Annotated in this window: 20 protein-coding genes and 2 pseudogenes; 17 read left to right on the top strand and 5 right to left on the bottom strand. The window is 33.4% G+C overall.

The window, feature by feature from the left end:
• Positions 1–75: 75 nt before the first annotated feature.
• From H9L18_RS13510 to H9L18_RS13475, 8 genes are all read left to right on the top strand, one after another.
• Entirely contained in the window at positions 76–1074 is a 999-nt protein-coding gene (locus H9L18_RS13510) for an SMODS domain-containing nucleotidyltransferase (RefSeq protein ID WP_126792916.1), read from the top strand.
• A 2-nt stretch (positions 1075–1076) separates the two neighbouring features.
• Positions 1077–2822, top strand: a complete 1746-nt coding sequence (locus tag H9L18_RS13505; RefSeq protein WP_126792914.1) for a ThiF family adenylyltransferase — start codon at positions 1077–1079, stop codon at positions 2820–2822.
• The gene (locus tag H9L18_RS13500) at positions 2797–3267 is read left to right on the top strand and encodes a Mov34/MPN/PAD-1 family protein (RefSeq protein WP_126792912.1); all 471 of its coding nucleotides are present in this window, start codon (positions 2797–2799) and stop codon (positions 3265–3267) included. The genes H9L18_RS13505 and H9L18_RS13500 overlap by 26 nt, the downstream gene beginning before the upstream one ends.
• Before the next feature lie 4 nt (positions 3268–3271).
• The gene (locus tag H9L18_RS13495) at positions 3272–3991 is read left to right on the top strand and encodes a DUF6602 domain-containing protein (RefSeq protein WP_126792910.1); all 720 of its coding nucleotides are present in this window, start codon (positions 3272–3274) and stop codon (positions 3989–3991) included.
• 666 nt (positions 3992–4657) lie between these two features.
• Positions 4658–5638, top strand: coding sequence for a hypothetical protein (locus H9L18_RS13490; protein WP_126792908.1), 981 nt, complete (start codon positions 4658–4660; stop codon positions 5636–5638).
• A gap of 681 nt (positions 5639–6319) precedes the next feature.
• Positions 6320–7402, top strand: a complete 1083-nt coding sequence (locus H9L18_RS13485) for a DNA cytosine methyltransferase (protein WP_221884890.1) — start codon at positions 6320–6322, stop codon at positions 7400–7402.
• Positions 7399–7626, top strand: a complete 228-nt coding sequence (locus H9L18_RS13480; protein WP_126792906.1) for a hypothetical protein — start codon at positions 7399–7401, stop codon at positions 7624–7626. The genes H9L18_RS13485 and H9L18_RS13480 overlap by 4 nt, the downstream gene beginning before the upstream one ends.
• A gap of 115 nt (positions 7627–7741) precedes the next feature.
• The gene (locus H9L18_RS13475; RefSeq protein WP_126792904.1) at positions 7742–8113 is read left to right on the top strand and encodes a thioester domain-containing protein; all 372 of its coding nucleotides are present in this window, start codon (positions 7742–7744) and stop codon (positions 8111–8113) included.
• A gap of 17 nt (positions 8114–8130) precedes the next feature.
• Here the strand turns inward: H9L18_RS13475 and H9L18_RS15580 are convergent.
• A pseudogene (locus H9L18_RS15580) lies at positions 8131–8256 on the bottom strand (AAA family ATPase); the annotation flags it as partial.
• Here H9L18_RS15580 and H9L18_RS13465 point away from each other — a divergent pair.
• Positions 8253–8719: pseudogene (locus H9L18_RS13465) on the top strand (tyrosine-type recombinase/integrase); the annotation flags it as partial. The pseudogenes H9L18_RS15580 and H9L18_RS13465 overlap by 4 nt on opposite strands.
• 94 nt (positions 8720–8813) lie before the next feature.
• On the opposite strand, the gene guaA reads toward H9L18_RS13465, so the two are convergent.
• From guaA to H9L18_RS13450, 3 genes are read right to left on the bottom strand one after another with little or no spacing between them, the layout of a single operon-like run.
• The gene (gene guaA, locus H9L18_RS13460) at positions 8814–10343 is read right to left on the bottom strand and encodes a glutamine-hydrolyzing GMP synthase (RefSeq protein ID WP_185847453.1); all 1530 of its coding nucleotides are present in this window, start codon (positions 10341–10343) and stop codon (positions 8814–8816) included.
• A 55-nt stretch (positions 10344–10398) separates the two neighbouring features.
• Positions 10399–11322 (bottom strand): type I pantothenate kinase, encoded by a 924-nt coding sequence (gene coaA / locus H9L18_RS13455; RefSeq protein ID WP_126792899.1) that lies wholly within the window; start codon positions 11320–11322, stop codon positions 10399–10401.
• 2 nt (positions 11323–11324) lie between these two features.
• Entirely contained in the window at positions 11325–11873 is a 549-nt protein-coding gene (locus tag H9L18_RS13450; RefSeq protein WP_126792897.1) for an acyl-CoA thioesterase, read from the bottom strand.
• Positions 11874–11964: 91 nt separating this feature from the next.
• Between H9L18_RS13450 and H9L18_RS13445 the strand changes: the two genes are divergently transcribed.
• The 4 genes from H9L18_RS13445 (at position 11965) to rpoC (ending at position 21501) form a co-directional block, all read left to right on the top strand.
• Positions 11965–12519, top strand: coding sequence for an SGNH/GDSL hydrolase family protein (locus H9L18_RS13445; RefSeq protein ID WP_126792895.1), 555 nt, complete (start codon positions 11965–11967; stop codon positions 12517–12519).
• Positions 12520–12529: 10 nt separating this feature from the next.
• A complete protein-coding gene (locus tag H9L18_RS13440) occupies positions 12530–13129 on the top strand; it encodes a class I SAM-dependent methyltransferase (RefSeq protein ID WP_126792893.1) in 600 nt (199 codons plus the stop codon).
• Between the two features lie 1091 nt (positions 13130–14220).
• Positions 14221–17796 (top strand): DNA-directed RNA polymerase subunit beta, encoded by a 3576-nt coding sequence (gene rpoB, locus H9L18_RS13435; protein WP_126792891.1) that lies wholly within the window; start codon positions 14221–14223, stop codon positions 17794–17796.
• 54 nt (positions 17797–17850) lie between these two features.
• Positions 17851–21501 (top strand): DNA-directed RNA polymerase subunit beta', encoded by a 3651-nt coding sequence (gene rpoC / locus H9L18_RS13430; protein WP_126792889.1) that lies wholly within the window; start codon positions 17851–17853, stop codon positions 21499–21501.
• A 44-nt stretch (positions 21502–21545) separates the two neighbouring features.
• On the opposite strand, the gene H9L18_RS13425 is transcribed toward rpoC, so the two are convergent.
• Entirely contained in the window at positions 21546–22247 is a 702-nt protein-coding gene (locus H9L18_RS13425; protein WP_126792887.1) for a prepilin peptidase, read from the bottom strand.
• A gap of 120 nt (positions 22248–22367) precedes the next feature.
• Here H9L18_RS13425 and H9L18_RS13420 point away from each other — a divergent pair, with 120 nt between their 5' ends.
• From H9L18_RS13420 to H9L18_RS13405, 4 genes are all read left to right on the top strand, one after another.
• A complete protein-coding gene (locus tag H9L18_RS13420) occupies positions 22368–23078 on the top strand; it encodes a DUF5105 domain-containing protein (protein ID WP_126792885.1) in 711 nt (236 codons plus the stop codon).
• A gap of 71 nt (positions 23079–23149) precedes the next feature.
• Positions 23150–23611 carry a Dps family protein gene (locus tag H9L18_RS13415; RefSeq protein WP_126792883.1) on the top strand — a complete coding sequence of 154 codons (462 nt, stop codon included), beginning with the start codon at positions 23150–23152 and terminating at the stop codon, positions 23609–23611.
• A 128-nt stretch (positions 23612–23739) separates the two neighbouring features.
• Complete coding sequence (locus H9L18_RS13410; RefSeq protein ID WP_126792881.1) at positions 23740–24558, top strand: hypothetical protein; 819 nt, start codon at positions 23740–23742, stop codon at positions 24556–24558.
• A gap of 143 nt (positions 24559–24701) precedes the next feature.
• On the top strand, positions 24702–25556 hold the full coding sequence (locus H9L18_RS13405; protein ID WP_126792879.1) for a PRD domain-containing protein: 855 nt from the start codon (positions 24702–24704) through the stop codon (positions 25554–25556).
• Positions 25557–25600 lie beyond the last annotated feature (44 nt).

Here is a 25600-nt window from a genome sequence, read left to right as displayed (position 1 = left end):
TTAAAATAAAAGTTGTATATTCTATTATGTTATAATACAGGTGTAATATAATTTGTCAGTTTGGAGGAGTTTTTAATGAGTAAGCAATCCCAATTTTTAAAATTATTATCTGATATTGAACCTAGTAGGACTACAAAGAGTAATTGTGTAACTGCTCACACTAATTTAAGAATTTTTTTAAAAAATCATACTACTTATAAAGATATTCACTTAGATACTATGTTGTCAGGATCATACAGGAGAGAAACTGCTATTCGTCCTAAAGCCCAAAATGGAGTAATTAAAAGGCCTGATGTAGATGTTGTTATAGTTACTAATTATGATTTAAGTGATTCTCCAAGTGAAGTAATAGACGATTTGTATAATGTTTTAAAGGACAAATATTTTAACATAACTAAACAAACACGTTCTATTGGTATAACAACAGCTAATGTTGATATGGACGCTGTACCCGTGATTGCACCATATGGTATCGACGGAACTTGGTATATTGCTGATAGGGATTTAGACGAATGGTTAATTACAAACCCTAGAGGTCAAATTGAACACTCTACAACCACCAATACTAATAATAATTATCGCTATAAGCCTCTTGTAAAACTATTTAAATGGTGGCGTAGAGAAAACCCGACAATTTATAAACGACCTAAAGGTTATCTTTTAGAATTAATGGTTGCAGAAAACATTTCAAAGAATAATAGTAATTATGCTATTTTATTTACTGAAACTCTTGAATCGATGGTTGACAAGTATTCAATTAATATTCTTTTGGATATTGTTCCTTTTATTCCTGATCCTGGAGTTCCTAATAATTCTGTTTTAAATGGAATTACTTCGGAACAATTTAAAGCATTGTATAAAAAAATTGAAGAACATGCAATAATTTCTCGTCAAGCTTTGGACACAGAAGATGGTGAAGAGTCGACAAAACTTTGGAAGAAAGTGTTTGGTAATGAGTTTCCAGTAAGTACTAGCTCATCTAATTCTTTATATAGCGAGCAAAATGCATCAACAAATTTTAACTTTCCAAATAAGCCGCTGAAACCAAACGGTCCAAATGGATTTGGGAAATAAATATGTGGTTAGAAGAAAATAATAAGAGATTTATTGAAGAATATGATTTGCTAAATGATCTTGAAAGAAAAAATGATTGGATAAAAAACACTAATTGGAATATAGAAAATGAAGAATTATTAGTTTATTACTTTGATATTGATATTGATGACAAATTGTATTCATTAAAAATGATTTTTCCTCGTTTTTTCCCTAATTCTCCAATTACAGTTAAAATAAACGAGAAAGAAGTGAGCTGGACTAGTCATCAGTATACTAATGGTGTTCTTTGTTTAGAGTGGGGGCCTGATAATTGGTCTGATGTCGTTTATGGTGTTGACATGGTTAAGAGTGTATATGCTCTATTAGATGCAGAAAGACCAAAGAGCACAGGTACAAATAAAAAAATTGTTCCATCTAGAGATAATTTTTCTTTAGGTCAACAGATGCGTTTTAAAAAAAGAATTCAATATTTAACTAAAGAAATGGTTGAGCTTTTTCTGACAGTGAATAGTAATTTAGTATTAAATTTTAAAGAAAATTTTGTGGATACTTCTTCAGCTGTTTATCAATTAAGTGGTTTGTATATTAAAGACGAGGAGATTAAATTATTACCTGATGAACAATTTAATCTCTTATCTGGATATCGAGATATTCCAGGTTTTTTACAAAAAGTAACAGAATTAAAATCAACTTACGACTATGAAGATTTTCTTGAAGAGTTGGATATAGAAGAAATAAAAGAATATATGATAAAAGCTCTTCAAAAAAATTCTTTAGATAAAATTATTGTGTTACTAAGTAATTCACAGGTAATTTTGCCATACTATATAGATTTAATAGATAAAAAAGTTTACGATATTTTTCTATTAAAAGATAATGATTGTGAGGAGCGAAATCCCTATGTAGGGAAAATATCTAAGGAAACGAAAATAGCAGTTGTTGGAGTGGGTTCTTTGGGAAGCAAAATCAGTATTTCATTAGCAAGAAGTGGGATTAAAAATTTACTACTGGTTGACGATGATGTTTTTCTTAGTCATAATATTCAAAGACATGAACTTGATATTCGTCATCTTGGACAAATGAAGGTTGATGCTTTGTCTAAAAGATTAAAAAAAATTAATACTGATATTTTTGTACAGACGAGTTGTTTGGCGTTATCGACGTTAGAATCAAATCAAGCATATAATAATTTAATTAACTTGATATCAGGATGTGACATTATAGTAGATGCTACTGCGAATGACGAGGCTTTTTATGTTTTAGCAAATATTTCTATCATGAGTAATAGGCCAATGGTCTGGGGGAAAGTTTTTGCTGGTGGACTTGGTGGTGTTATTGCTAAAAATAATCCTGAGAATAACACTACGCCATTTCAAATTCAAGAAGGAATAAAAAACTTTTATATAGATAATCCTCATGAAGCAAACCAAATCACTCAAAATTATACACAATTTATTGGAGATGAAGTGTTTATCGCAAGTGATGCTGATGTAAGCATTATAACTTCGTGGATGACAAAAATTATTTTTAGCATTTTAGAACCAAACAATAAATCGATTCAGTTTCTTTCAGATATATATTTCATTGGAGGTAAGCAAGAATGGATATTCAAACAGCCTATGCAAGTTATCTCTTTGAATGTAGAGAAGAATGAAATAGTAGAGAAAGTAAAAACAGATATTAGTGATAAAGAGAAAATAAGAATAAACAAGATAATTACTCAAATTCGTGGAGAAAAAGATGCTAAAAATAATAATACCAAGTAATATAAAAATACTGATTAAAGAGCAACTAATTTCAAATGGTGAAAATGAAATTGGTGGGACACTGTTAGCTGAAAAAATTGGTAATAATTCATTCAAAATCAAAGAATTAACAACTCAGAAAAGAAGTGGTACAAAAGTTTTTTTTGTAAGAGAGTGGACAATAGGATTAAATCGATATTTTCATAATTTTTTTAAGAGAACAAATCATGAGTATTCTAGATTTAATTATATTGGTGAGTGGCACTCTCATCCATTATTTGAAGTTCATCCGAGTCAGACAGATATTTCCACAATGAATGATTTGATAAATTTCAAAATACCTGATGCGAATTTTTTAATCTTATTAATTGTAAAGCTTGATTCAAATCAAGAAATAGAAGCTTCAGTAACATGTTTTTTGAAAAATGGATATTTTGAAAACGCTGAATTGAAGTGGGAGGATTGATCATATGGGAAAAGTTGATATTAAAGAATTATTTTATAACATGCAACAAGAAATGATTTTTAATCTTAAGACTTTAGATGCTGTTACTCATTCTGGAACAAAAGGAGAAGCTACAGAAGATAGTTGGTTAGATTTTTTTAAAACATATCTACCAAAAAGATATAAATCTGATAAAGCAATTGTAATAGATCATGAGGGAAATACTAGTGATCAAATTGACATAGTCGTTTATGATAGGCAATATTGTCCTATGGTGTTTGAACATAACAGTGCCAAATATATTCCAGCAGAAAGTGTTTATGCTGTTTTTGAAGTCAAACAAGTATTAAATTCTAGTCATCTAACCTATGCCTCAAACAAGGCTAAGAGTGTGCGAAATCTTAAAAGAACTTCAGCAGATATATATCATGCAGGTGGCGTTCAAAAAGGAAATCCACCTAAATCAATTATTGCGGGTATTCTGACAACTAGATGTGATTGGAAAGACGGAATGAATAGTACCTCTTTATATAGTAATTTAAAGAAAAATGAGGAATCAGTTATAGAAATTGGATGCAGTTTAGATGCAGGTACATTTACGTTTGAAAATAGTAAATTCCAATCAAGTACTAAAGATGAATCGTTAATTTACTTCTTTATTCAATTTCATGAAATGTTACGCAAGAAAGGTACTGTTACTGCGTTAGATATTCTTGCGTATGCATCTGCCCTAGATTCTATTTAGATGCTTATTAAAAAAATAGATAGATAAAAAATTTTGACAAAGATAAGATGATAAATCTAATGAGTTATTAATAACTATGTGTTGCTTTATAATGTGAATTTTTTTGCATCAATGCATAAGACAAATCAATTGTGCTATTTTGAAATAAAAAATAGTAATAAAAACACTTTTTGAAGTGTTTTTTTATTTTATTCAGCAGATGAACATATAGTTAGTAACGGTAAAAGAGTTAGAATCAATATAATAAATCACAAACTAGTACTTATATTAATTCAGAAAATAATGCCGGTTTTCTAAACTTTTCTTTCAATGTGTGGAATATAAAGTGTATGGTGAAGCTAATCAGATATAATTGTTAATTTTTTTAATATTAGTTTAATTTCAATATTCAATAAAAACATTATGAATTTAGTATCTTTTTTTATTAATAAAGTTACAGTATCACTTACCAAGTTTCATTAGTAGTTGTTTGAATGTTTTTGTTCCTAGTGATATTTATTAAAGGATAAAAATGATAATATGTTACTTAAAATCTGGTTAATGATTAGTAAATATAATGAATAGTTCTATATTGATATTAATTAGACTTTTATATATTTTTGGTTTATATTGAATGATAAGTGTTTTAATTATTGAAATAAAATATTTTTTGTTAGGAGTATGTACATGTATAAAATAAAAAGTAATCTTTCAGAAAAACAGATTGAAGCTGATGTTGCAAATTACTTTGGTTGGATTTCTGAAAATAGTCCATTTAGACTTTTAGATATTGATGAACAATTAACTGGTGCGGATAAAATATATTTTGATTCAGGGTTTTCATTTTTTATTCAATTTAAAAAATCTGAAGGTCTTAAGCCTATTTGTGACATTCCAGCCTCAGCTAGAAAAAATAGAAGTAAACTTGAAGATATTAGAGAATTTAGAGATGTTAAAGGTCTAGATGACGACCCTACTCTATATTTTAAATTAAGAAAAATGGCTAAAAATGCAACTGATTTTCAGCATAATATACTGCTTAAGTATGCTAATCAACCTAGTTCTCAAGCTTTTTATGTCGCACCACTACATTTGGATAAAGATGAATACTATAAATGCTTATTCGATTCAACAGCTTTTTCTCTATCTTCAGTTCATACTAGATTCTTGAAAAGTCCATTTACTAAACAAAACATTTATTATTATGGTGATAAATGGATTTCTCTTGTTAAGAATATTCCGTATTTAAAGGAACATGTATCTATTGTTCCGCATGAGCCTGTGACCGATTATAGACATTTTTATTCATATTCATCAACAGGATGTGATATTGGCTGGCATTCGCCAGAGCTCTTAAATGAGTCTCCATCTAGATTGAGTGATTTATTATCTTATGAAATAAATAAATGTATCAATGAAAATCGTTTCATTAATCTCTCAGAATTAAATAACTCTATTTACTTACCTGAAGACGTTAAACTTAACCTTGAAAATTTTGGTTTGAAAGAAAATGAATTTCCTATTGATAGTATTCAGATGAAAGGGAAACTAATTAATGAAAAACATAAAATTCGGATGTTTACCCTGTTAACAAATCGAAAACTTCTTTCTTCTTATAAAGAACAAATAGAGTTTGAAAATAGATATTTAAAAGACAAAGATTGGTAAATTATAACTTTTTATACAATTATCAATTCTAAAAAGTATAAAGAATGGTACGCTAAAATAAAATTTTTAAATTATTAATGTTTGTATAAATAAAACTTAGTGTAGTTATAATGATTTTGGGAGATTGTCATGGGAAAAAATAAGAATAAAAAAAACTAAAATAGAAAAAAATTAGAACAATTACAACGACAACTAGACGAACAGAAACAAGCACAGCAAGTCGAACAACAGAAAAGTCAGGAAGTAGATAATGAACGACCTCAAACAAAATTAAAAAGAAATCAAATTAGTTTTACACAGCGAATTATTTTTATATTTGTGTATACTTTATTTCCTACAATAATTGTTTTATGTTCATATTTTTATATAAGAAATTTCTTTATAAACTGCTTCGTTAATATGAAAACAGATGCCATTAATTTAAAGAATTCTGAGTATGCTATCAATAATGTTATAGCACCTTTGTCTCAATTTATTTTTTCTATTTCAAAATATTTTAGCGTAGTTGTTACAATAGCTGGTGCTATTATTTTTCCACTAAGAAATTATACTGGAGAGAATAAAAAATCTATACGTAAGAAAGATATATAAGAAATTAAGATATCAATTTTGAATTATAAATATTTAAAGACGTTTCTAATAATATGGAAGCGTCTTTTTTTTGTAGAAAATTAATTTTAAATGGAGTTGATTCAAATAACAAATTTAACACTAGGCAGTTTATTCGATGGAATAGGTGTGTTTCCTCTTGCTGCCATAAGAAACAACATCACACCAATTTGGGCCAGTGAAATAGAAAAAGCCCCAATCAGAATTACTAAACGTCAGTTTCCAAATATGGTTCATCTTGGTGATTTAACAAAATTAAAACGTAGTTCTATTCCACCAGTTGATATGATTACTTTCAGATCACCTTGTCAGAATCTATCAACCATTGGTAATCGTGAAGGTTTGGCTGGTAAGAAGTCGAACCTTTTTTATGAAGCTATCAGAATAATTGAAGAAATGAGGAATGCTACTGATGGAAACTATCCAACTCTCGCTATTTGGGAAAACGTCATGGGAGCTTTTTCATCAAATGACCGAATGGATTTTAAAGCCGTGTTGGAATCCTTCCTTAAAACCGAAGTTCCAATTCCTCCCTCTCATAGATGGGCAAACGCCGGAATGGTGCGAGGGAGAAATGCTGATGTCTGTTGGCGAGTCCTTGATAGTCAATATTGGGGTGTGCCCCAACGTCGTAGAAGAATCTTTCTCGTCGCAGATTTTAGAAAGTTCCGTGCTAGAAAAATACTTTTTAACACCGAAGGAATGCAGTCGGATATTGAATCTAGCTACAAAGGCAGGTTGTTCACCACCAAAGACAATCGAATCCTTTCTATTGAGACAAGGCGGAGCATACAAATCTTCCCTTTTCAAGAAAGACGAATGCGAACCTACGCTAAAGAAGGAAATAAAAAAGGGTTTATCTCAAGCTTCGGCAGATCAACTGACCCTTTTCCCACTCTCTTAGCTGGTACCGTTGATACTTTTGCTTTTTGGCATGATGGCTTGGAATCAGAGGGATTTGTTAGAAGATTAACACCACTTGAATGTGAACGATTAATGGGACTACCAGAAGGTTGGACGGAATACGGAAATGATAACAAAATAATTAGTGAATCAGCCAGGTATAAAGCATTAGGTAATTCTATTGTTTTACCATGTGCTGATTTTATTTTGTCCAATGTTGCTAAAGTATATGGAAAGGAGAAAACAAAATGAGTCAAGATTCAGAAATAAAAAAAGCAGCTCAACAGACCTTTTGTCATTTGGCTGTTAATTGTTTAAATGATACTATTAAATATTTTGAATCTATCAAAAGAACCAAGGTTATCCACCCAAGAGATAGACAGCCTTATCTAGAACAGTTGAAGGTAATTGAAGAAAATTTACTAATGATTAACAACCAAGTACGTGCTCTGAAATTACTTTATAGAGAGGAGTGATGATAATGTGAATACTGAAAAAACAAATAAGAGCACACTAAACAGATGTTTCTAGTAAAAAAATAGGAAATGTCTTTTTTTGTGTCTTAAAGTAAAGAAAGGAATGAAAATAATAATGAAATTAAAATGGTTTAATGTGTTGATGGTGTTGATGACTTTACTAGGAACATTCTTCACTAGTACTGTATCAGTAAAGGCAAGTAGTCTTAGTTTAAATGAAATGACTTCATATAGTTACACTGGTCACAGCCCGAATGTTGGTTATGTTATGACTCATCAAATCTACGTCTTAAAGATGGATGGGAAAAAAGTTTTTTGTATCCAATCAGGAATTCCTACTAGTAGTGGTGAGGGTTATATTCCTGAAATATACATTAGTTCTAAAAAAGAAAAGTTATCTCAAATTGCTTATTATGGGTACACTGTGTCAATTTTAGTTTTATTTGGCAATATTTCAACAAATAAATGGCATTTTCTACTAGATTAGAAAATGCCATTTTTTATTTATATACCAATTACTAAACTGTCTCTTGCAGCTTCAACTACATCGACTGTTATAACATCTAAATTATTAATCTTTAGTATCCTATCAATTTGAGCAAACAGTCGATGAATTAATCTGAAATTACCTTAACCAGAATGAATATTATTTTACTGAACCAAAAACGAGTGCGAGTACTCGAAAAATTGTTTTAGATAAAACTACACTACTGCTGTTAAAAAAATGGCATAACGAGCAACAAAAAGTTGTTAAAACACATTATGTAATGAGTTATAATGGTATTCCAACTCAAAAGCATACACTTTCTTATGCGATTGATCGTTTTTCAAAAAAGCTGGAGTACATCGTATTCGAATTCACGGATTAAGACACTCTCACGCGTCACTCTTGATTAGCATAGGAGAGAATCCATTAATCATTAAAGAATGTCTTGGACATGAAGATATTCAAACCACACTAGGTACTTATGGTCATCTTTATCCTAATAGTAATTTCCAAGTAGCTGACAAATTAAATGGTATTCTTGATTTTGAACCAGCTAAAGAAAACCTAGATACTTCACCTAAAAATCAGTTCACTGTAGATTACTAAAGAGGTAAGGAAACAAAAAGTGCAATGAAAGCGCAATTTAAGAATAAAAAAGCCTGAAACCATTGATACATAAAGGTTTCAAGCTCTCCAACGATTATTCCCACTCTACTGTTGCAGGTGGTTTACTCGTAATGTCGTACACGATACGGTTAACGTGAGCCACTTCGTTTACGATACGAACTGAGATTTTTTGTAATAAGTCCCAATCAATACGAGCGAAGTCAGCAGTCATTCCATCAATTGATGTAATGGCACGGATACCTACAGTGTAGTCATAAGTACGACCGTCTCCCATAACACCTACTGAGCGGATGCCTGGTAGAACTGTAAAGTATTGCCAGATGTCGCGGTCTAAGCCAGCTTTAGCAATTTCTTCACGTAAAATCGCGTCACTTTCGCGGACGATTTCTAATTTTTCTTCTGTAATTTCACCAAGAACACGGATACCTAATCCAGGTCCTGGGAATGGTTGGCGCCATACTAATGATTCAGGCATGCCAAGCTCAATTCCTAAAGCACGTACTTCATCTTTAAATAAAGTATTTAATGGTTCGATTAATTCGAATTCCATGTCTTCAGGTAAGCCACCAACGTTATGATGTGATTTAATAACTTCAGCTGTATCAGTACCACTTTCGATAACGTCAGTGTATAAAGTACCTTGAGCTAAGAAATCAATACCATCTAATTTAGCTGCTTCATCATCGAATAAGTAAATGAATTCATTACCAATGATTTTACGTTTTGTTTCCGGATCAGAAACGCCAGCTAATTTGCCTAAGAAACGCTCTTTAGCGTTCACACGGATGATATTTAAGCCGAATTTACCAGCTAAACTATCCATTACTTGATCGCCTTCGTCTTTACGTAATAAACCGTGGTCTACGAAGATACAAGTTAATTGATCGCCAATTGCTTTTTGTAAAAGAACACCAACGACACTTGAATCTACACCACCAGAAAGAGCTAGCAAGACTTTTTTGTCGCCAACTTGTTCACGGATTTTGTTGATTTCAACATCAATGAAGCTTTCCATTGACCAATCACCTTTAGCGCCACAAATATCAAAAGCAAAATGACGTAGAACGTCGTTACCATGTTCAGAGTGACGGACTTCTGGATGGAATTGAACGGCATAAAGGCCTTTTTCTTGGTTTTCCATCGCTGAAATAGGGCAGCTTTCACTTGTCGCTACAACGTCAAATCCTGCAGGAACTTCTGTTACTAAGTCACCATGACTCATCCATACTTGATGATGTTCAGGCAAGCTCTTAAATAATTTTGTAGATGAATCAGTAACATCTATCATGGCTTTTCCGTATTCTGGAGCTCCAGCACTTTTAACAACGCCACCTAATTTGTGAGTCATTAATTGCATACCGTAGCAAATACCTAAAATAGGAATGCCTAATTCAAAAATTTCAGGGTCAATTGAGAAACTCTCTTCGTCATAAACGCTGTTTGGTCCACCTGAGAAGATAATACCTTTAGGTGCAATTTCTTTGATTTCTTCCACAGTGATTTTGTGGCTCATTAATTCAGAGAAAACTCCAAACTCTCTAATGCGGCGTGTAATTAATTGATTGTATTGGCTACCAAAATCCAAAACAATGATTTTTTCCATGTCTTTAAAATCTGACGTGTTTGTCACTTGCTTCACCCTATCTTTCTTTTATTTTTTAGAATTTCCTCAAAGAGATTTCATCAATAGTATGGTTATTTGTTTTATGAATAACCACATCTGCGCGACTTCTAGTTGGTAAAATAAACTGTTCTAAATTCTTTAAGTTCACATCTTGCCAAATTTTCTTCGCAAAACCTAAAGCGGCATCTCTTGGTCCATTCGCATATTCATAATAATAATTAGTTTTGTCATCTTTTGCAAGGTTTAATAATGCTTCAAAGCGTTCTAAGTACCATGATTCGATTAAATCAGGCTCTGCATCGACAAAAACAGAGAAATCAAAAAAGTCACTAACATAGATTTGTTGGTTAGCAGGAAGCTGTAAAACATTGATTCCTTCAACGATTAATATGTCAGGTTGTGTGATTAACTCAAATTCATCAGGAATAATATCATAAATTTCATGAGAGTATTTAGGAATCTTTAAATCATCTTCTCCATTTTTTACGGCATTTAAGAAATTAAGTAATCTTTCCATGTCGTAACTTTCAGGAAATCCTTTTTTATCCAAAATATCTCGTTTGATTAACTCATCAGTTGGATATAAAAAGCCATCCGTTGTAATAAGTTGAACGTTACGTCGCTTGAATGTTCTAGATAACATCATCTGAAGGAGTCTTGCGGTTGTACTTTTCCCAACTGCCACACTTCCAGCAACTCCTATGATAAAAGGAGCTGGTGGGGCAAATTCTTGCATGAACAATCCCTTACTCAAATGGAGTGAATCATATTCTTTCATATAAATATGGATTAAATGAGTTAAAGGAATATAAATCTCTTGGACATCCTGCAAAGAAATCTGGTCGTTAAATCCTTTGATTTGTTGCAATTCGGTATCTGATAAAGGGGCGATTCCGTTTCGATAAAAACTTCGCCACTCATCACGAGTTAAATGATAGTAGTTTGTTCGCTCATCCATGGCTATTCTCCTAAATCAGAGCCATCCATCCAAGGAATACTTAATGAGATATGATTGCCTAAGTCTTTGTTGTGCTCTAATTCTTTCATTCTTATGGCACGTCTCTTTTCGTATCCTTGATGAATCATTTTTTCTTCATTTGTTTCTGGAATAACGCCAGGTACGCCTTTAAAGTTATACTCTGTTTCAACGACAACAAAAGTCATAAAACAAGTGGCAGCTAAGTAGCGTTCGCCTGTTTCTAAGTTTTCACCTAAGACTTTTGCAAAAATCTCCATTGATTTTTTACCAGTACCTGAGACATAAGATTCTACACAAACAGAATGATTTTCATAAATTGGATGAAGAAAATCTAGTTTGTCGGTAGAAGCAGTCATACTTGGTCTTCTGCAGTGTCTTGAAGCAGAGATAGAAGTTGTGTCATCAATTAAAGACATCAACTTACCGCCATAAAGTGCGCCAAACGCGTTTAAATCAGAAGGGAAAACCCGGTGCGTTTGAATAATTCTCGATTCGCGGCATTTTTTTGTTTTTGGTAACTCAATAAACATTTTTACAACTCCTTATTTCGTGCTATGATGTTAAAGTCTTAATGATTATATCACAAATGCTTCATTTTGATAGAATAGAGAGGGTTTAAAAATGAAAAAAATCATTCTTTTTGGCGACAGCATTACAGCTGGCTATGAAAATGGCTTAACCGATTTTCGATTAAACGAACGAATAATGGCACAAGTTGAAGACGTTGAAATAATAAATGCAGGAATTCCAGGGGATACAACAAGAGGAGCAAGAGCCCGTTTAAGTGATCATGTTTTAAAATATGATCCTGATATAGTAACAGTCTTTTTTGGTGCAAATGATGTGTCAAATTTGACAGGGCTTTCTATAGAAGAATATGAAGAAAATTTAGACGAAATAGTTAAAGAAATAGGTATTTCAAAAGTTATATTAATTGGTGTTCCATTCTGTGATCAAACTATTTATCAAGATGAAAGACCAATGGACCAATTAAAAGCATTTAACAGTGTTGCGCAAAATTTAACGACTAAATATCGCTTGGACTATATAGATATGCTTTCAGAGATGCAACAAGTCGATCCGTCGATTTATCTACAAAGAGACGGTATTCATTTCTCAAATGAAGGTTACGATTTACTTGGACAACTGATTAGTCAAACAATTAATAACCGATAGGAGAAATAAAATGGGAAATCATTATTATACGAACCAGCCAGAAGTTGCTCATGACCGAAAAAAATGGACATTTCCTTTAAGAGGAAAAAACTTTACATTTATCACTGACAGTAATGTTTTTTCAAAAGGCACAGTTGATTTTGGTTCAAGAGTCTTGATTGATGCTTTTGACGATACCAATTTACCAGAAGGTGACATTTTAGATGTTGGCTGTGGTTACGGTCCGATTGGCTTATCTTTAGCTCATAGTACTGGTCGACATGTTGAAATGGTAGATGTTAATGAACGAGCTGTTGAATTGGCAAAAGAAAATGCTGATTTAAATGGTATTAAACATGTGACAATCTACCCATCTAATATTTATGAAAAAGTGGATAGAACAGATTTTGCAGCAGTTGTCAGTAACCCACCGATTAGGGCAGGAAAATCAGTCGTTCATGGTATCATTGAAGAGTCTTATGATAAACTAGTAAAAAGCGGAACGCTAACGATTGTTATTCAAAAGAAACAAGGTGCTCCTAGTGCAAAGAAAAAAATGGAAGAGATTTTTGGTAACGCAGAAGTGGTAGCAAAAGAAAAAGGCTATTTTATTATAGTGAGCGAAAAGTAGGCGTTAATGCGCTTACTTTTTTATTTTATATAGGAACTCAATAACTGGACTTTCAACAGAACATGCTATTATAATCATTATAATAGAGTTAACAGAAATATTTTGTTTATTATAGGTTTGTTTTATATAAAGAATACTTTGTGAAAAAAGTAACAATAAGATATTTGTAGTGCATTTTTGTTTTCACAATTAGAGTATCACAAAAACTTAAAACGTATTCATTTTATAAATTATCTGTAACTTTTTAAAAGTTAAAACAGTTTAATGAAGGAGTCTATTGAAAAGTAATTGTTGTTATTTTATTATAGTAATAATAATAAATTGTGAAGTTCTCTTCTATCTCTATTGCCTAAGTTTGTTAAAAGATATCAATGTTCAGATGTTACCTATTGATAGGAAAATTGTGACAACTATTTGTGAGAATATGTAATATAATAATTTATGCAGTTCCGATTTAGTGTTTTGTGTTTGAAAAGTGATTTACTTTTTTGTTTTTTTGATAAAAAAGGTCTTCTTTTGAAAAGAGCTTATTCTTAAAAAAAGTTTTTTAGATTATTTTAAGTATCGATAGGGGAATCTGTAAGGGACGGTATTTAAAATTAAGCAACTTGATGATTTTAGAATAAATTCTTTTTGTCAGAAACTTCTCAATATGTGGAATGATAGAGTGCCCACTTGGAGATTTATTACTTTTTCTCATGAAACGGGAACTTATAGTCCTGTCATATGGAAAGTCGGGCTTTTTATATGATATGTCACGTTGAAATGAGAGTTGATACGAGGACAAGGATTAATGGGGAGGAAGCCAGGTGGGGATCTGGCTTTTTTTGTTGTTGACAAAAAGACGCTGAGGCGTTAAAATGATTATTTGCAGAAGGTTTTATATTTATGAATGAAAAGGCGTATGAAATATTGTCCATACTCCTTTAGTTATAAGGAAAAACAAAGATAGACTGACCATATCTGATATGTTCTACATCTATTTTTGGTTTTTTTTTACTTAAAAACTGTTTGTTACAGTTTTTGTAACAAATACTTAACATTTGTAATATAAGATTGTTTTGAAGCAAACTCAGAAGGGGTGACTTAATTTGGTTGGACACGTAGTCAAATACGGAAAACACCGAGAAAGACGCAGTTATTCAAGAATTAGTGAAGTATTGGAACTGCCAAACTTAATTGAAATTCAGACAGATTCTTACAAATGGTTCTTAGATGAAGGTTTAAGAGAAATGTTTGAAGATATCTTACCAATCACAGATTTTAGCGATAAATTATCATTGGAATTTGTAGATTATGAAATGAAAGAACCGAAATACACAGTTGAAGAAGCTCGTGCGCATGATGCAAACTATTCAGCGCCAATTCATGTCACATTAAGATTAGACAACCAAGTAACTGGAGAAATCAAATCACAAGAAGTATTCTTTGGTGATTTCCCATTAATGACTGAAATGGGTACATTTATCATTAATGGTGCAGAAAGAGTTGTTGTATCACAGTTGGTTCGTTCACCCGGAGTTTACTTTAATGGAAAAACTGAAAAGAATGGACAAGAAGGATTTGGAACAACTGTTATTCCAAACCGTGGTGCTTGGCTAGAATTAGAAACTGATGCTAAGAATTTATCATATGCTCGTATTGACCGTACAAGAAAGATTCCGTTTACTGTTGTAGTACGTGCTTTAGGTTTTGGCTCAGATTCAACTATTATGGAAATCTTTGGTGAAAGTGAAAGCTTACAAGCTACTATTGAAAAAGATATCCATAAAAACTCAGGTGACTCTCGTACAGAGGAAGCCTTAAAAGATGTCTATGAAAGACTTCGCCCAGGCGAACCTAAAACAGCGGAAAGTTCAAGAAACTTATTAAACTCTCGTTTCTTTGATCCAAAACGTTATGATTTAGCTTCAGTGGGTCGTTACAAAGTTAACAAAAAATTAAACTTAAAAACTCGTCTGTTAAACCAAACATTAGCAGAAACTTTAGTTGATCCTGAAACAGGAGAAATTGTTGCTGAAAAAGGAACAGTTATTTCTCGTCAAGTTATGGATAACTTAGAAGAGTACTTAGATAATGGTATTAACAGTGTTACTTATTACCCAAGTGAAGATGGTGTAGTAACTGAGCCAATGACTGTTCAAGTTATTAAAGTATTATCACCAAAAGATCCTGAACGTGTTGTTAACGTGATTGGGAATGGTAACTTAGGCGATAAAGTTAAGACAGTTCGTCCTGCTGATATTATTGCAACAATGAGTTACTTCTTGAATTTACAAGAAGGCATTGGCCAAGTAGACGATATCGACCATTTAGGAAATCGTCGTATTCGTTCAGTTGGTGAGTTATTACAAAATCAATTCCGTATTGGTTTATCTCGTATGGAACGTGTGGTTCGTGAACGTATGTCTATCCAAGACACTGAAACGTTAACACCACAACAATTAATTAATATTCGTCCAGTTGTTGCTTCAATGAAAGAATTCTTTGGTTCTTCTCAGTTGTCACAATTCATGGACCAAACAAATCCACTTAGTGAGTTAACTCATAAACGTCGTCTATCTGCCTTAGGGCCTGGTGGTTTGACTCGTGACCGTGCCGGTTATGAAGTACGTGACGTTCACTACTCACATTATGGTCGTATGTGTCCGATTGAAACGCCTGAGGGACCAAATATCGGGTTAATCAATAGTTTGTCTAGTTATGCGAAAGTGAACAAATATGGTTTTATCGAAACACCATATCGTCGTGTAGACCGTTCATCTGGAAGAGTAACAGCTCATATTGATTATTTAACAGCTGATGAGGAAGACCATTACATGGTAGCTCAAGCGAACTCTCCATTAAATGAAGATGGAACTTTTGCTGAAGAACTTGTTATGGCTCGTATTCAAAGTGAAAACTTAGAAGTTTCAACAGAAAAAGTTGACTACATGGACGTTTCTCCTAAGCAAGTAGTTGCGGTAGCGACAGCATGTATTCCTTTCTTGGAAAACGATGACTCTAACCGTGCACTTATGGGTGCGAACATGCAGCGTCAGGCAGTTCCTTTAATCCAACCTCGTTCTCCAATCGTGGGTACTGGTATGGAATATAAAGCAGCTCATGACTCTGGTGCAGCTCTTTTATGTAAAAATGATGGTGTTGTTGAATATGTGGATGCAAAAGAAATCCGTATCCGTCGTAACAATGGCGCTTTAGATAAATATAATGTAATTAAATTCCATCGTTCAAATGCTGGTACAAGTTACAACCAACGTCCAATCGTTAAGTTGGGAGAAATTGTTGAAGCAGGAGATACATTAGCAGATGGTTCTTCTATGGAAGAAGGCGAAATGGCTTTAGGTCAAAACGTATTGGTTGCCTTCATGACTTGGGAAGGTTACAACTACGAAGATGCGATTATTATGAGTCGTCGTCTTGTTAAAGATGATGTTTATACTTCTATTCATATTGAAGAATACGAATCAGAAGCTCGTGATACTAAATTAGGACCTGAAGAAATCACTCGCGAATTACCTAACGTCGGAGATGACGCTCTTAAAGATTTAGACGAAATGGGTATTATCCGTATTGGTGCTGAAGTTAAAGATGGTGATTTATTAGTTGGTAAAGTAACTCCTAAAGGGGTAACAGAATTATCAGCTGAAGAACGTTTACTACATGCTATCTTTGGTGAAAAAGCGCGTGAAGTTCGTGATACTTCATTACGTGTACCACATGGTGGTGGCGGTATTGTTCATGATGTGAAAATCTTTACTCGTGAAGCAGGAGATGAGTTAGCACCTGGTGTTAACATGTTAGTCCGTGTTTATATCGTTCAAAAACGTAAAATTCATGAAGGTGACAAGATGGCCGGTCGTCATGGTAATAAAGGGGTAGTTTCTCGTATTATGCCAGAAGAAGATATGCCATTCTTACCAGACGGTACACCAGTTGATATCATGTTAAACCCATTAGGGGTACCTTCTCGTATGAATATTGGACAAGTACTTGAGCTACATTTAGGTATGGCAGCTCGTTCATTGAATATTCATGTAGCAACACCAGTATTTGATGGGGCAAATGAAGAGGATGTATGGAGTACTGTTGAGGAAGCTAACTTAGCTAAAGATGCTAAAACAATTCTTTATGACGGACGTACAGGTGAACCATTTGATAACCGTATTTCTGTTGGTGTTATGTACATGCTGAAATTAGCCCACATGGTTGATGATAAATTACATGCTAGATCTATTGGACCATACTCATTAGTAACGCAACAACCACTTGGAGGTAAAGCTCAATTTGGTGGACAACGTTTTGGTGAGATGGAGGTTTGGGCACTTGAAGCTTACGGTGCTGCTTACACATTACAAGAAATCTTAACTTACAAGTCAGATGACGTTGTAGGTCGTGTGAAAACTTATGAATCAATTGTTAAAGGTGAACCTATTCAAAAACCAGGTGTTCCAGAATCATTCCGAGTACTTGTTAAAGAGTTACAAGCACTAGGTTTAGATATGCGCGTACTTGACATTAATGATGAAGAGTTAGAATTACGTGACATGGATGATGAGGACGATGATTTGATTACAGTGGATGCTTTAGCTAAATACGCTAAAGAGCAAGCTGAAAAAGAACAAGCAGAAAAATCATTAAAAGATGCACAAGAAGGCAAGGAATAGTAAGAACTTGACCAATAGTTATTTCTGATAGATAAAGAAACGGAGGGACATCTTTTGATCGATGTAAATAAATTCGAAAGTATGCAAATCGGCTTAGCTTCTTCTGAAAAAATAAGAAGCTGGTCATACGGTGAGGTAAAAAAACCTGAGACAATTAACTACCGTACTTTAAAACCAGAACGCGATGGTCTTTTCTGTGAACGCATTTTCGGTCCTACTAAGGACTGGGAATGTGCTTGTGGAAAATATAAACGTATTCGTTATAAGGGAATCGTTTGTGACCGATGTGGCGTTGAGGTAACTCGCTCGAAAGTTCGTCGTGAGCGTATGGCTCATATTGAACTTGCAGCACCAGTTACTCATATCTGGTACTTTAAAGGGATTCCAAGTCGTATGGGTCTTGTATTAGACATGAGCCCACGTGCTTTAGAAGAAGTTATTTATTTTGCATCATACGTAGTAACAGATGCAGGGGATACTTCTTTAGAAACAAAACAATTATTAACAGAACGTGAATACCGTGAAAAACGTCAACAATATGGACAAGGTTTCCAAGCAGGTATGGGGGCAGAAGCCATCAAACGCCTTCTTGAAGATGTTAACTTGGAAAAAGAAGTTGTTGAATTAAAAGAAGAGTTGAAAACAGCTCAAGGACAAAAAAGAACACGTGCGATTCGTCGTTTAGATATTTTAGAAGCTTTCAGAACTTCTGGAAATGAACCAAGCTGGATGGTAATGGATGTTGTTCCTATCATTCCTCCTGATTTACGTCCAATGGTTCAATTAGAAGGTGGACGTTTTGCAACAAGTGATTTGAACGATTTATATCGTCGTGTGATTAACCGTAATAACCGTTTGAAACGATTATTAGACTTAAATGCACCGGGAATCATTGTTCAAAATGAGAAACGTATGTTACAAGAAGCTGTAGATGCTTTGATTGATAATGGTCGTCGTGGCCGTCCAGTAACTGGACCAGGTAACCGTCCACTTAAATCTTTATCTCACATGCTTAAAGGTAAACAAGGTCGTTTCCGTCAAAACTTACTTGGTAAACGTGTTGACTATTCAGGTCGTTCGGTTATCGTTGTTGGTCCATTCCTAAAAATGTACCAATGTGGTTTACCAAAAGAAATGGCAATTGAATTATTCAAACCATTCGTTATGCATGAATTAGTTAAACGTGAAATTGCAAGTAACATTAAAAATGCTAAACGCCAAATTGAACGTCAAGAAGACGCAGTTTGGGATGTATTAGAAGATGTTATTAAAGAACATCCTGTATTACTTAATAGAGCACCGACGCTACATAGACTTGGTATCCAAGCATTTGAGCCAGTTTTAGTTGAAGGTCGCGCGATTCGTCTTCACCCATTAGTTTGTGAGGCTTACAATGCCGATTTTGATGGGGATCAAATGGCGGTTCACGTTCCTTTAAGTGAAGAAGCACAAGCAGAAGCTCGTCTATTGATGTTAGCTGCTCAAAATATCTTGAACCCTAAAGATGGTAAACCAGTTGTTACTCCTTCTCAAGATATGGTTCTTGGTAACTACTATTTAACAATGGAAGAACCAGGACAAATCGGTGAAGGTATGATCTTTAGAAACTTAGATGAAGTTGTTTTAGCGTGGAGAAATGGCTACGTTCATTTACATTCTCGTATTGGTTTACAAACAAGCTCAATGCCTGAAAAACCATTTACTGAATGGCAACAAGATCGTATTTTAATTACAACTGCTGGTAAGGTTATTTTCAATGAAATTATGCCTCCAGAGTTCCCTTATTTAAATGAACCAACTGATTATAACTTAACAGTTCAAACACCAGATAAATACTTCGTAGAAGCAGGAACTGATATTCCAGCATTCATTAAAGAACAACCACAAATTGGACCGTTCAAGAAGAAAAATCTAGGTAATATCATTGCGGAAGTCTTCAAACGCTTCAAGATTACTGAAACTTCTAAAATGTTAGATAGAATGAAAGACTTAGGTTACAAACATTCTACTTATGCTGGTATGACAGTAGGGATTGCTGATATCGTTGTTTTACATGAAAAACAAGGTATGATTGAAGAAGCCCATAAACAAGTAGATGCTGTTACAAAACAATTCCGTCGTGGTTTAATTACTGATGATGAGCGTTATGAGCGAGTTATTGGTATTTGGAATGCAACAAAAGATGCTATCCAAGTTAAACTGATGGAAAGTTTAGATGATCGTAACCCAATCTTCATGATGTCAGACTCTGGTGCCCGTGGTAATATCTCCAACTTTACTCAGCTTGCTGGTATGCGTGGACTTATGGCCGCACCGAACGGACGAATCATGGAATTACCGATCGTATCTAACTTCCGTGAAGGATTAACAGTCTTAGAAATGTTTATCTCTACTCACGGTGCCCGTAAAGGTATGACGGATACGGCCCTTAAGACTGCCGATTCAGGTTACTTAACTCGTCGTTTAGTAGACGTTGCTCAAGATGTTATCATTCGTGAAACTGATTGTGGAACTGACCGTGGTTTAGATATTAGAGCTATTAAAGAAGGTAACGAAATTATTGAAACCCTTGAAGAACGTATGTTAGGACGTTATACTCGTAAAGCAGTGAAACATCCTGAAACAGGGGCAGTAATTATTGAAGCCGGAGATATTATAACTGAAGATATTTGTAAAGAAATTATTGATGCAGGTATTGAAGAAATTTCAATTCGTTCAGTCTTTACATGTAACACGAAACATGGTGTGTGTAAACACTGTTACGGACGTAACTTAGCAACAGGATCTGAGGTTGAAGTAGGAGAAGCAGTTGGTACAATTGCCGCTCAATCAATCGGAGAGCCTGGTACTCAGTTAACAATGCGTACTTTCCATACGGGTGGGGTTGCCGGAGATGATATCACTCAAGGTCTTCCTCGTATCCAAGAAATCTTTGAAGCTCGTAATCCTAAAGGGGTTGCGGTTATCTCAGAAGTGTCTGGTGAAGTTATTGAAATTACAGAAGATCCAGCTGATCGTACGAAAGAAGTTATTGTTAAAGGTAAAACTGATACAAGAACTTACAGTGTTCCTTACACAGCTCGTATGAAAGTAGCTGAAGGTGATACAATCAAACGTGGATTTGCGTTGACAGAAGGTTCTATTGAACCAAAACAATTATTAACTGTTACAGATGTGTTGACTGTTGAAAACTACTTACTTAAAGAGGTACAAAAAGTTTACCGTATGCAAGGGGTAGAAATTGGCGATAAACACGTTGAGGTTATGGTTCGTCAAATGTTACGTAAAGTTCGTGTTATGGATCCAGGTGATTCTGACATCTTACCAGGTACATTACTTGATATTAGTGAGTTTAAAGAACGTAACTACAATACTTTAGTAGCTGGTGGTACACCTGCAACAGGTCGTCCAGTGTTACTAGGTATTACAAAAGCGTCTCTTGAAACAAACAGTTTCTTATCTGCAGCTTCATTCCAGGAAACAACTCGTGTGTTAACTGATGCAGCAATCCGCGGTAAGAAAGACCACTTACTTGGACTTAAAGAAAATGTTATTATTGGTAAAATCATTCCAGCTGGTACTGGTATGGCTAAATACCGTAACATGGAACCAAAAGAAGTGGGCGTTGCTAGCGAAAATGTTTATAGTATTAGTGACATTGAAGCCCAAATGGCAGCAGCTGATGCATTAAAATCAAATGACTAAATAATAAAAAGTTGAGATTGGGTTTATCCTAATCTCAACTTTTTTTATTTGATAAAAAGAGTAACAACAACTAATCCAATGCTTAAGAATGGGACAAATGGTAATTTGTTTATTTGTTTTCTTGCTATAACATTCATAAGAATGATAAAAAGAATCCCCAGTAAGGAAGCGATGAATATGAGCCATAGTACTTGATGGCTACTTAAAAAGAATGACCAGATAATTAGTAATTTAATGTCTCCGCCGCCGATACTGTTTGGAACAATGGTTGTGAGTAATAAAAAAATTAATGATAAAAAAATAGGAGCAATGAGCAAATTAAGTTGCAGATTATGAGTAAAAAAGTAGAAACTTCCAGCTAGCAGACTGAAAGGGTAAAGTATTTTGGGTTCAACTAAGTAATAAAATAAATCAGTTAAGCTTAGAGTTAGAGCCATGAGCCATAAGATAAGTAAATAAATAGTATCAATTGTAAATGAAAAGTGTTCGTAAAATAATAAAAAAAGAAATGCAGTTATTAGTTCAAAAAGACTATGATAAATTGGAATTCTTTTTTGGCAGTAACGACATTTATTTTGATGGAATAATAAATTATAAAAAGGAATTAAATCAATTGTTTTCAGCGTGGTATGACAGGTTTCACATTGGGAGCGACTAGTTATATGATAATTATTTAAGGGAACGCGCTTAGCTATAACAGCTAAAAAAGATCCTGTTAAAACTCCTATGATAAAAATAAGGTACATTTAATAATCACCTCTCTCATATATAAATACGAAAAAAAGAGTACTTTCTTTAAAAAATCATAATATTTTCAATATTATATGGTATATTGTATTTGATTAATTTTAGGAGAATAGTATGAAATGAAGAAAAATAAAATAGTGTTGCTTTGTTTTTTTATTGGAATATTTATTTTTAGTGGATGTTCTAATAAAGGGTTGGACGAAAAAGAAGTTTCTAAAGTTTTTATAGAAGATTTCATTTATCATAAGGAAACTGAAAAATTTAAAGAAAACTTCGTAGAAGGTGATATTTTAAGTAAACAACTAACAATAATGACAACTGGTGTAGAAGATACTTTTTCAGGTGTATTTGATCCAATCACGGGGCCCTTATCTGAAAAAGAAAAGAAACAAATTTCAGATGGGTTAATGAAAAAAGTAAGAGAAACGAGTAGCTATAAGTATAAAGTTAAAGAAGGAAAGAAAAATCAAATTGAGGTAACTTATCAAATAAAAGGGTTTGACTACCCTCATTTGGTTGAACAAACATTAGATGGTGTCTTAGGAGAATTGATGAAAGAAACAGATATGAAAGCTTCGACATCTAAGCAAATGATTTTACATTCTTTTTCAGATGCATTGAGTAAGGGAAAAGAGAGTAAAAAATCAACAGAAGTAACGATTAAATTTGAAAAGGTAAAGAAACAGTGGCAAATTGTAGAAGGCCAAGATGATAAGTTAGAGTTGATCCTTTTAGCCTTTATTTCTGGTTATAATAACAAAAGTAATTATGAAAAAGAGATGAATACAATGCTTGAGAGCTCAATAAATAATGCTAAATCAAAATTGTGATTCATTTCATTTTAAACTTTTTGCAAGTAGTGTTACACTAAGAGTATCAATTGAGAAGGAGAGTTCTAATTATGAGTAATGTAAAAACACAAGAAGTACTTAACCAAGCAGTTGCAGATTTGAGTCAATTTTCAGTTGTTATCCACCAAGCCCATTGGTATATGAGAGGAAAAAGTTTCTTAACTTTACACCCTAAAATGGATGAATTTATGGATGGCATCAATGACCATTTAGATGTAGTTGCAGAACGATTGATTACAATTGGGGGTAGCCCTTATTCAACCTTAAAAGAATTTGCTGAACATACAAAAATTAAAGATCAACCTGGTAGTTATGAAAAAACAATGGATGATCACTTAAATAACTTATTAGAAGGATATCGCTATTTAAGAGAGTTATGTGCTAAAGGAATTGAAGTGACTGAAGAAGAAAATGATCATGTGTCACAAGATATTTTTATTGGTATGAAAGCTGATATCGAAAAAACAATCTGGATGTTGAGTGCAGAATTAGGAAAAGCACCAAACCTTTAAAATTTAAAGAAACTAAGAGTAGAGAAATGATAGATTCATTTCTCTACTCTTTTTTGTTATTTAATTATTCTCTAATAATAGCCGATATAGTTCAATAGGGGAAACTATTAGGGAATAGGGGAATGACAATGGGAAGAAATAAAAAAACATATTTTGTAGTAATTAGCTCACTTGTTAGTATTGGTTGTCTTTTTTTCGGATGGCAAATTTTTTCGCAGGCCTCAGCTGGTAAAAAAGAAGTAGCTGTAAAAACGGAAGAAACAACAACTAGCAAAGTAACTGTGTCAGAAGGTATTAAAGAACTATCTAGTAGTAAAAAAGAAAAGAAAAAAACTGAAGAGACGGCTTCTTCTGAATTAGTCGAATTAGAAGAAACATCAACAACAGTAGAAAATATAACAACAGAACCTATCAAAGTAGACAAACAAACAGAACCATCTATTGAAGAAACAACAACGATAGCCGTTGAAGAAAAAGCTGTAGAGCCAGATGTTAAAGAGGAAGTTGCTGTTAGTTATACACCTAATACAATTGGTATCAATGGTATATTTCAATCATTTTTATCATTGGGAAGTGAAAAAGATTTAGATGTTATTCAGTCTTATATTGATGGCGGTAATATTGTGACAACTATTTCTAGTTTTAATCCTCATGATAATCAAACCACTTATTTTGGTGGTCATAATCCTGGTATAATGGGATTTATGTCAGATAATTTAGCTATGGGAGCAGTTGTGACTGTAGTTGATGGTAGTGGGACACCTTATCGTTACCAAGCTAGTGACTATGCTATGGTGGATGTTTATGGTAAATCGACTTTAGGAACAATTGGGATGAGCGCAATTGATTTATTTGTTTCAGGAAGTTTTAGAGAGTCTATCGCTATTCAGTACTGTGTTTCTGGAAGTGAATCGATGATTATGTGGTATTTAACACCGCTTTTTTAATTTTAATGCTTGACAACGCTTTCTAAGGGTGATATTCTTTGTTTACATAAAACACGAGGAGTGTTACTGATACGATCAGGCACCACCAAGTCTTTAGTAGTCTATTTTTAGACCTGCTTTAGTTTGGTGTTTTTTTCTTTATAATGGGGAGTGGTCCTATTTATTCTACGGTGAAATCATTAAATAATAATTTAGTATTAGCCCATGATGAACAACAAGAAGAATATGTATTATTTGGTAAGGGAATTGGTTTTAAAAAGAAAAAGGGGGACGTCATTGATACCATTTTAGTAACGAAGATATTTCATGCAAAAGAGCATCAAAATATTTCAGCTATTATGGAAAATATTTCAGCAGATGTTTTATCCGTTACAGAGATTATAGTTGATGCAGGTGAAAAATTTTTAGATAAAAAATTAAACCCAAGTTTGTTAATCTCTTTAGCAGATCATATTCAAAACTCAATTAATCGGCAAAATGAAGGTGGAGAACTACCAAGCAGTACGCTTCAATGGGAAATTCCATTTCTTTATTTTAATGAATCACGAGTTGGAAAAAAGGCGTTAAAAATTATTGAAGAAAACTTAGATATTCAACTTCCTGAAATGGAAGCAGCGTTTATCGCCCTCCATTTTGTTAATGCACAAGACGGAATGGAATCGATGGATGAAACAATGCTCATTACAGAAATTACTAAAAGTATGGTAAAAACGATTCAGTCTTTGTTTGATGTTTCTTTAAATAAGGAGAGTATGAATTATTCGAGATTTGTCACACATATTCGCTACTTCATGAATCGACAATTACATAATCAGGATTTAGCAACAGAATCAAATGAAAAGTTATACCAAATTATTCAAGAACAATATCCAAAAAGCTACGCGTGTGGCTTAATGATTCGAGAGATGTTGAGTAAACAATATGGCTTATCAGTTAGTGATGATGAGATGATTTACTTAATTATACATATCGAACGAGTTGTTTCAGAAACTAAATAACAAATAGGTGTGTAACAGCATTAATGGCATTAACCTAAACAAAA

Origin of the sequence: Vagococcus carniphilus, from assembly GCF_014397115.1 — a bacterium.
Classification (GTDB): domain Bacteria; phylum Bacillota; class Bacilli; order Lactobacillales; family Vagococcaceae; genus Vagococcus; species Vagococcus carniphilus.
This window is presented reverse-complemented; position numbering and strand designations above follow the sequence as displayed.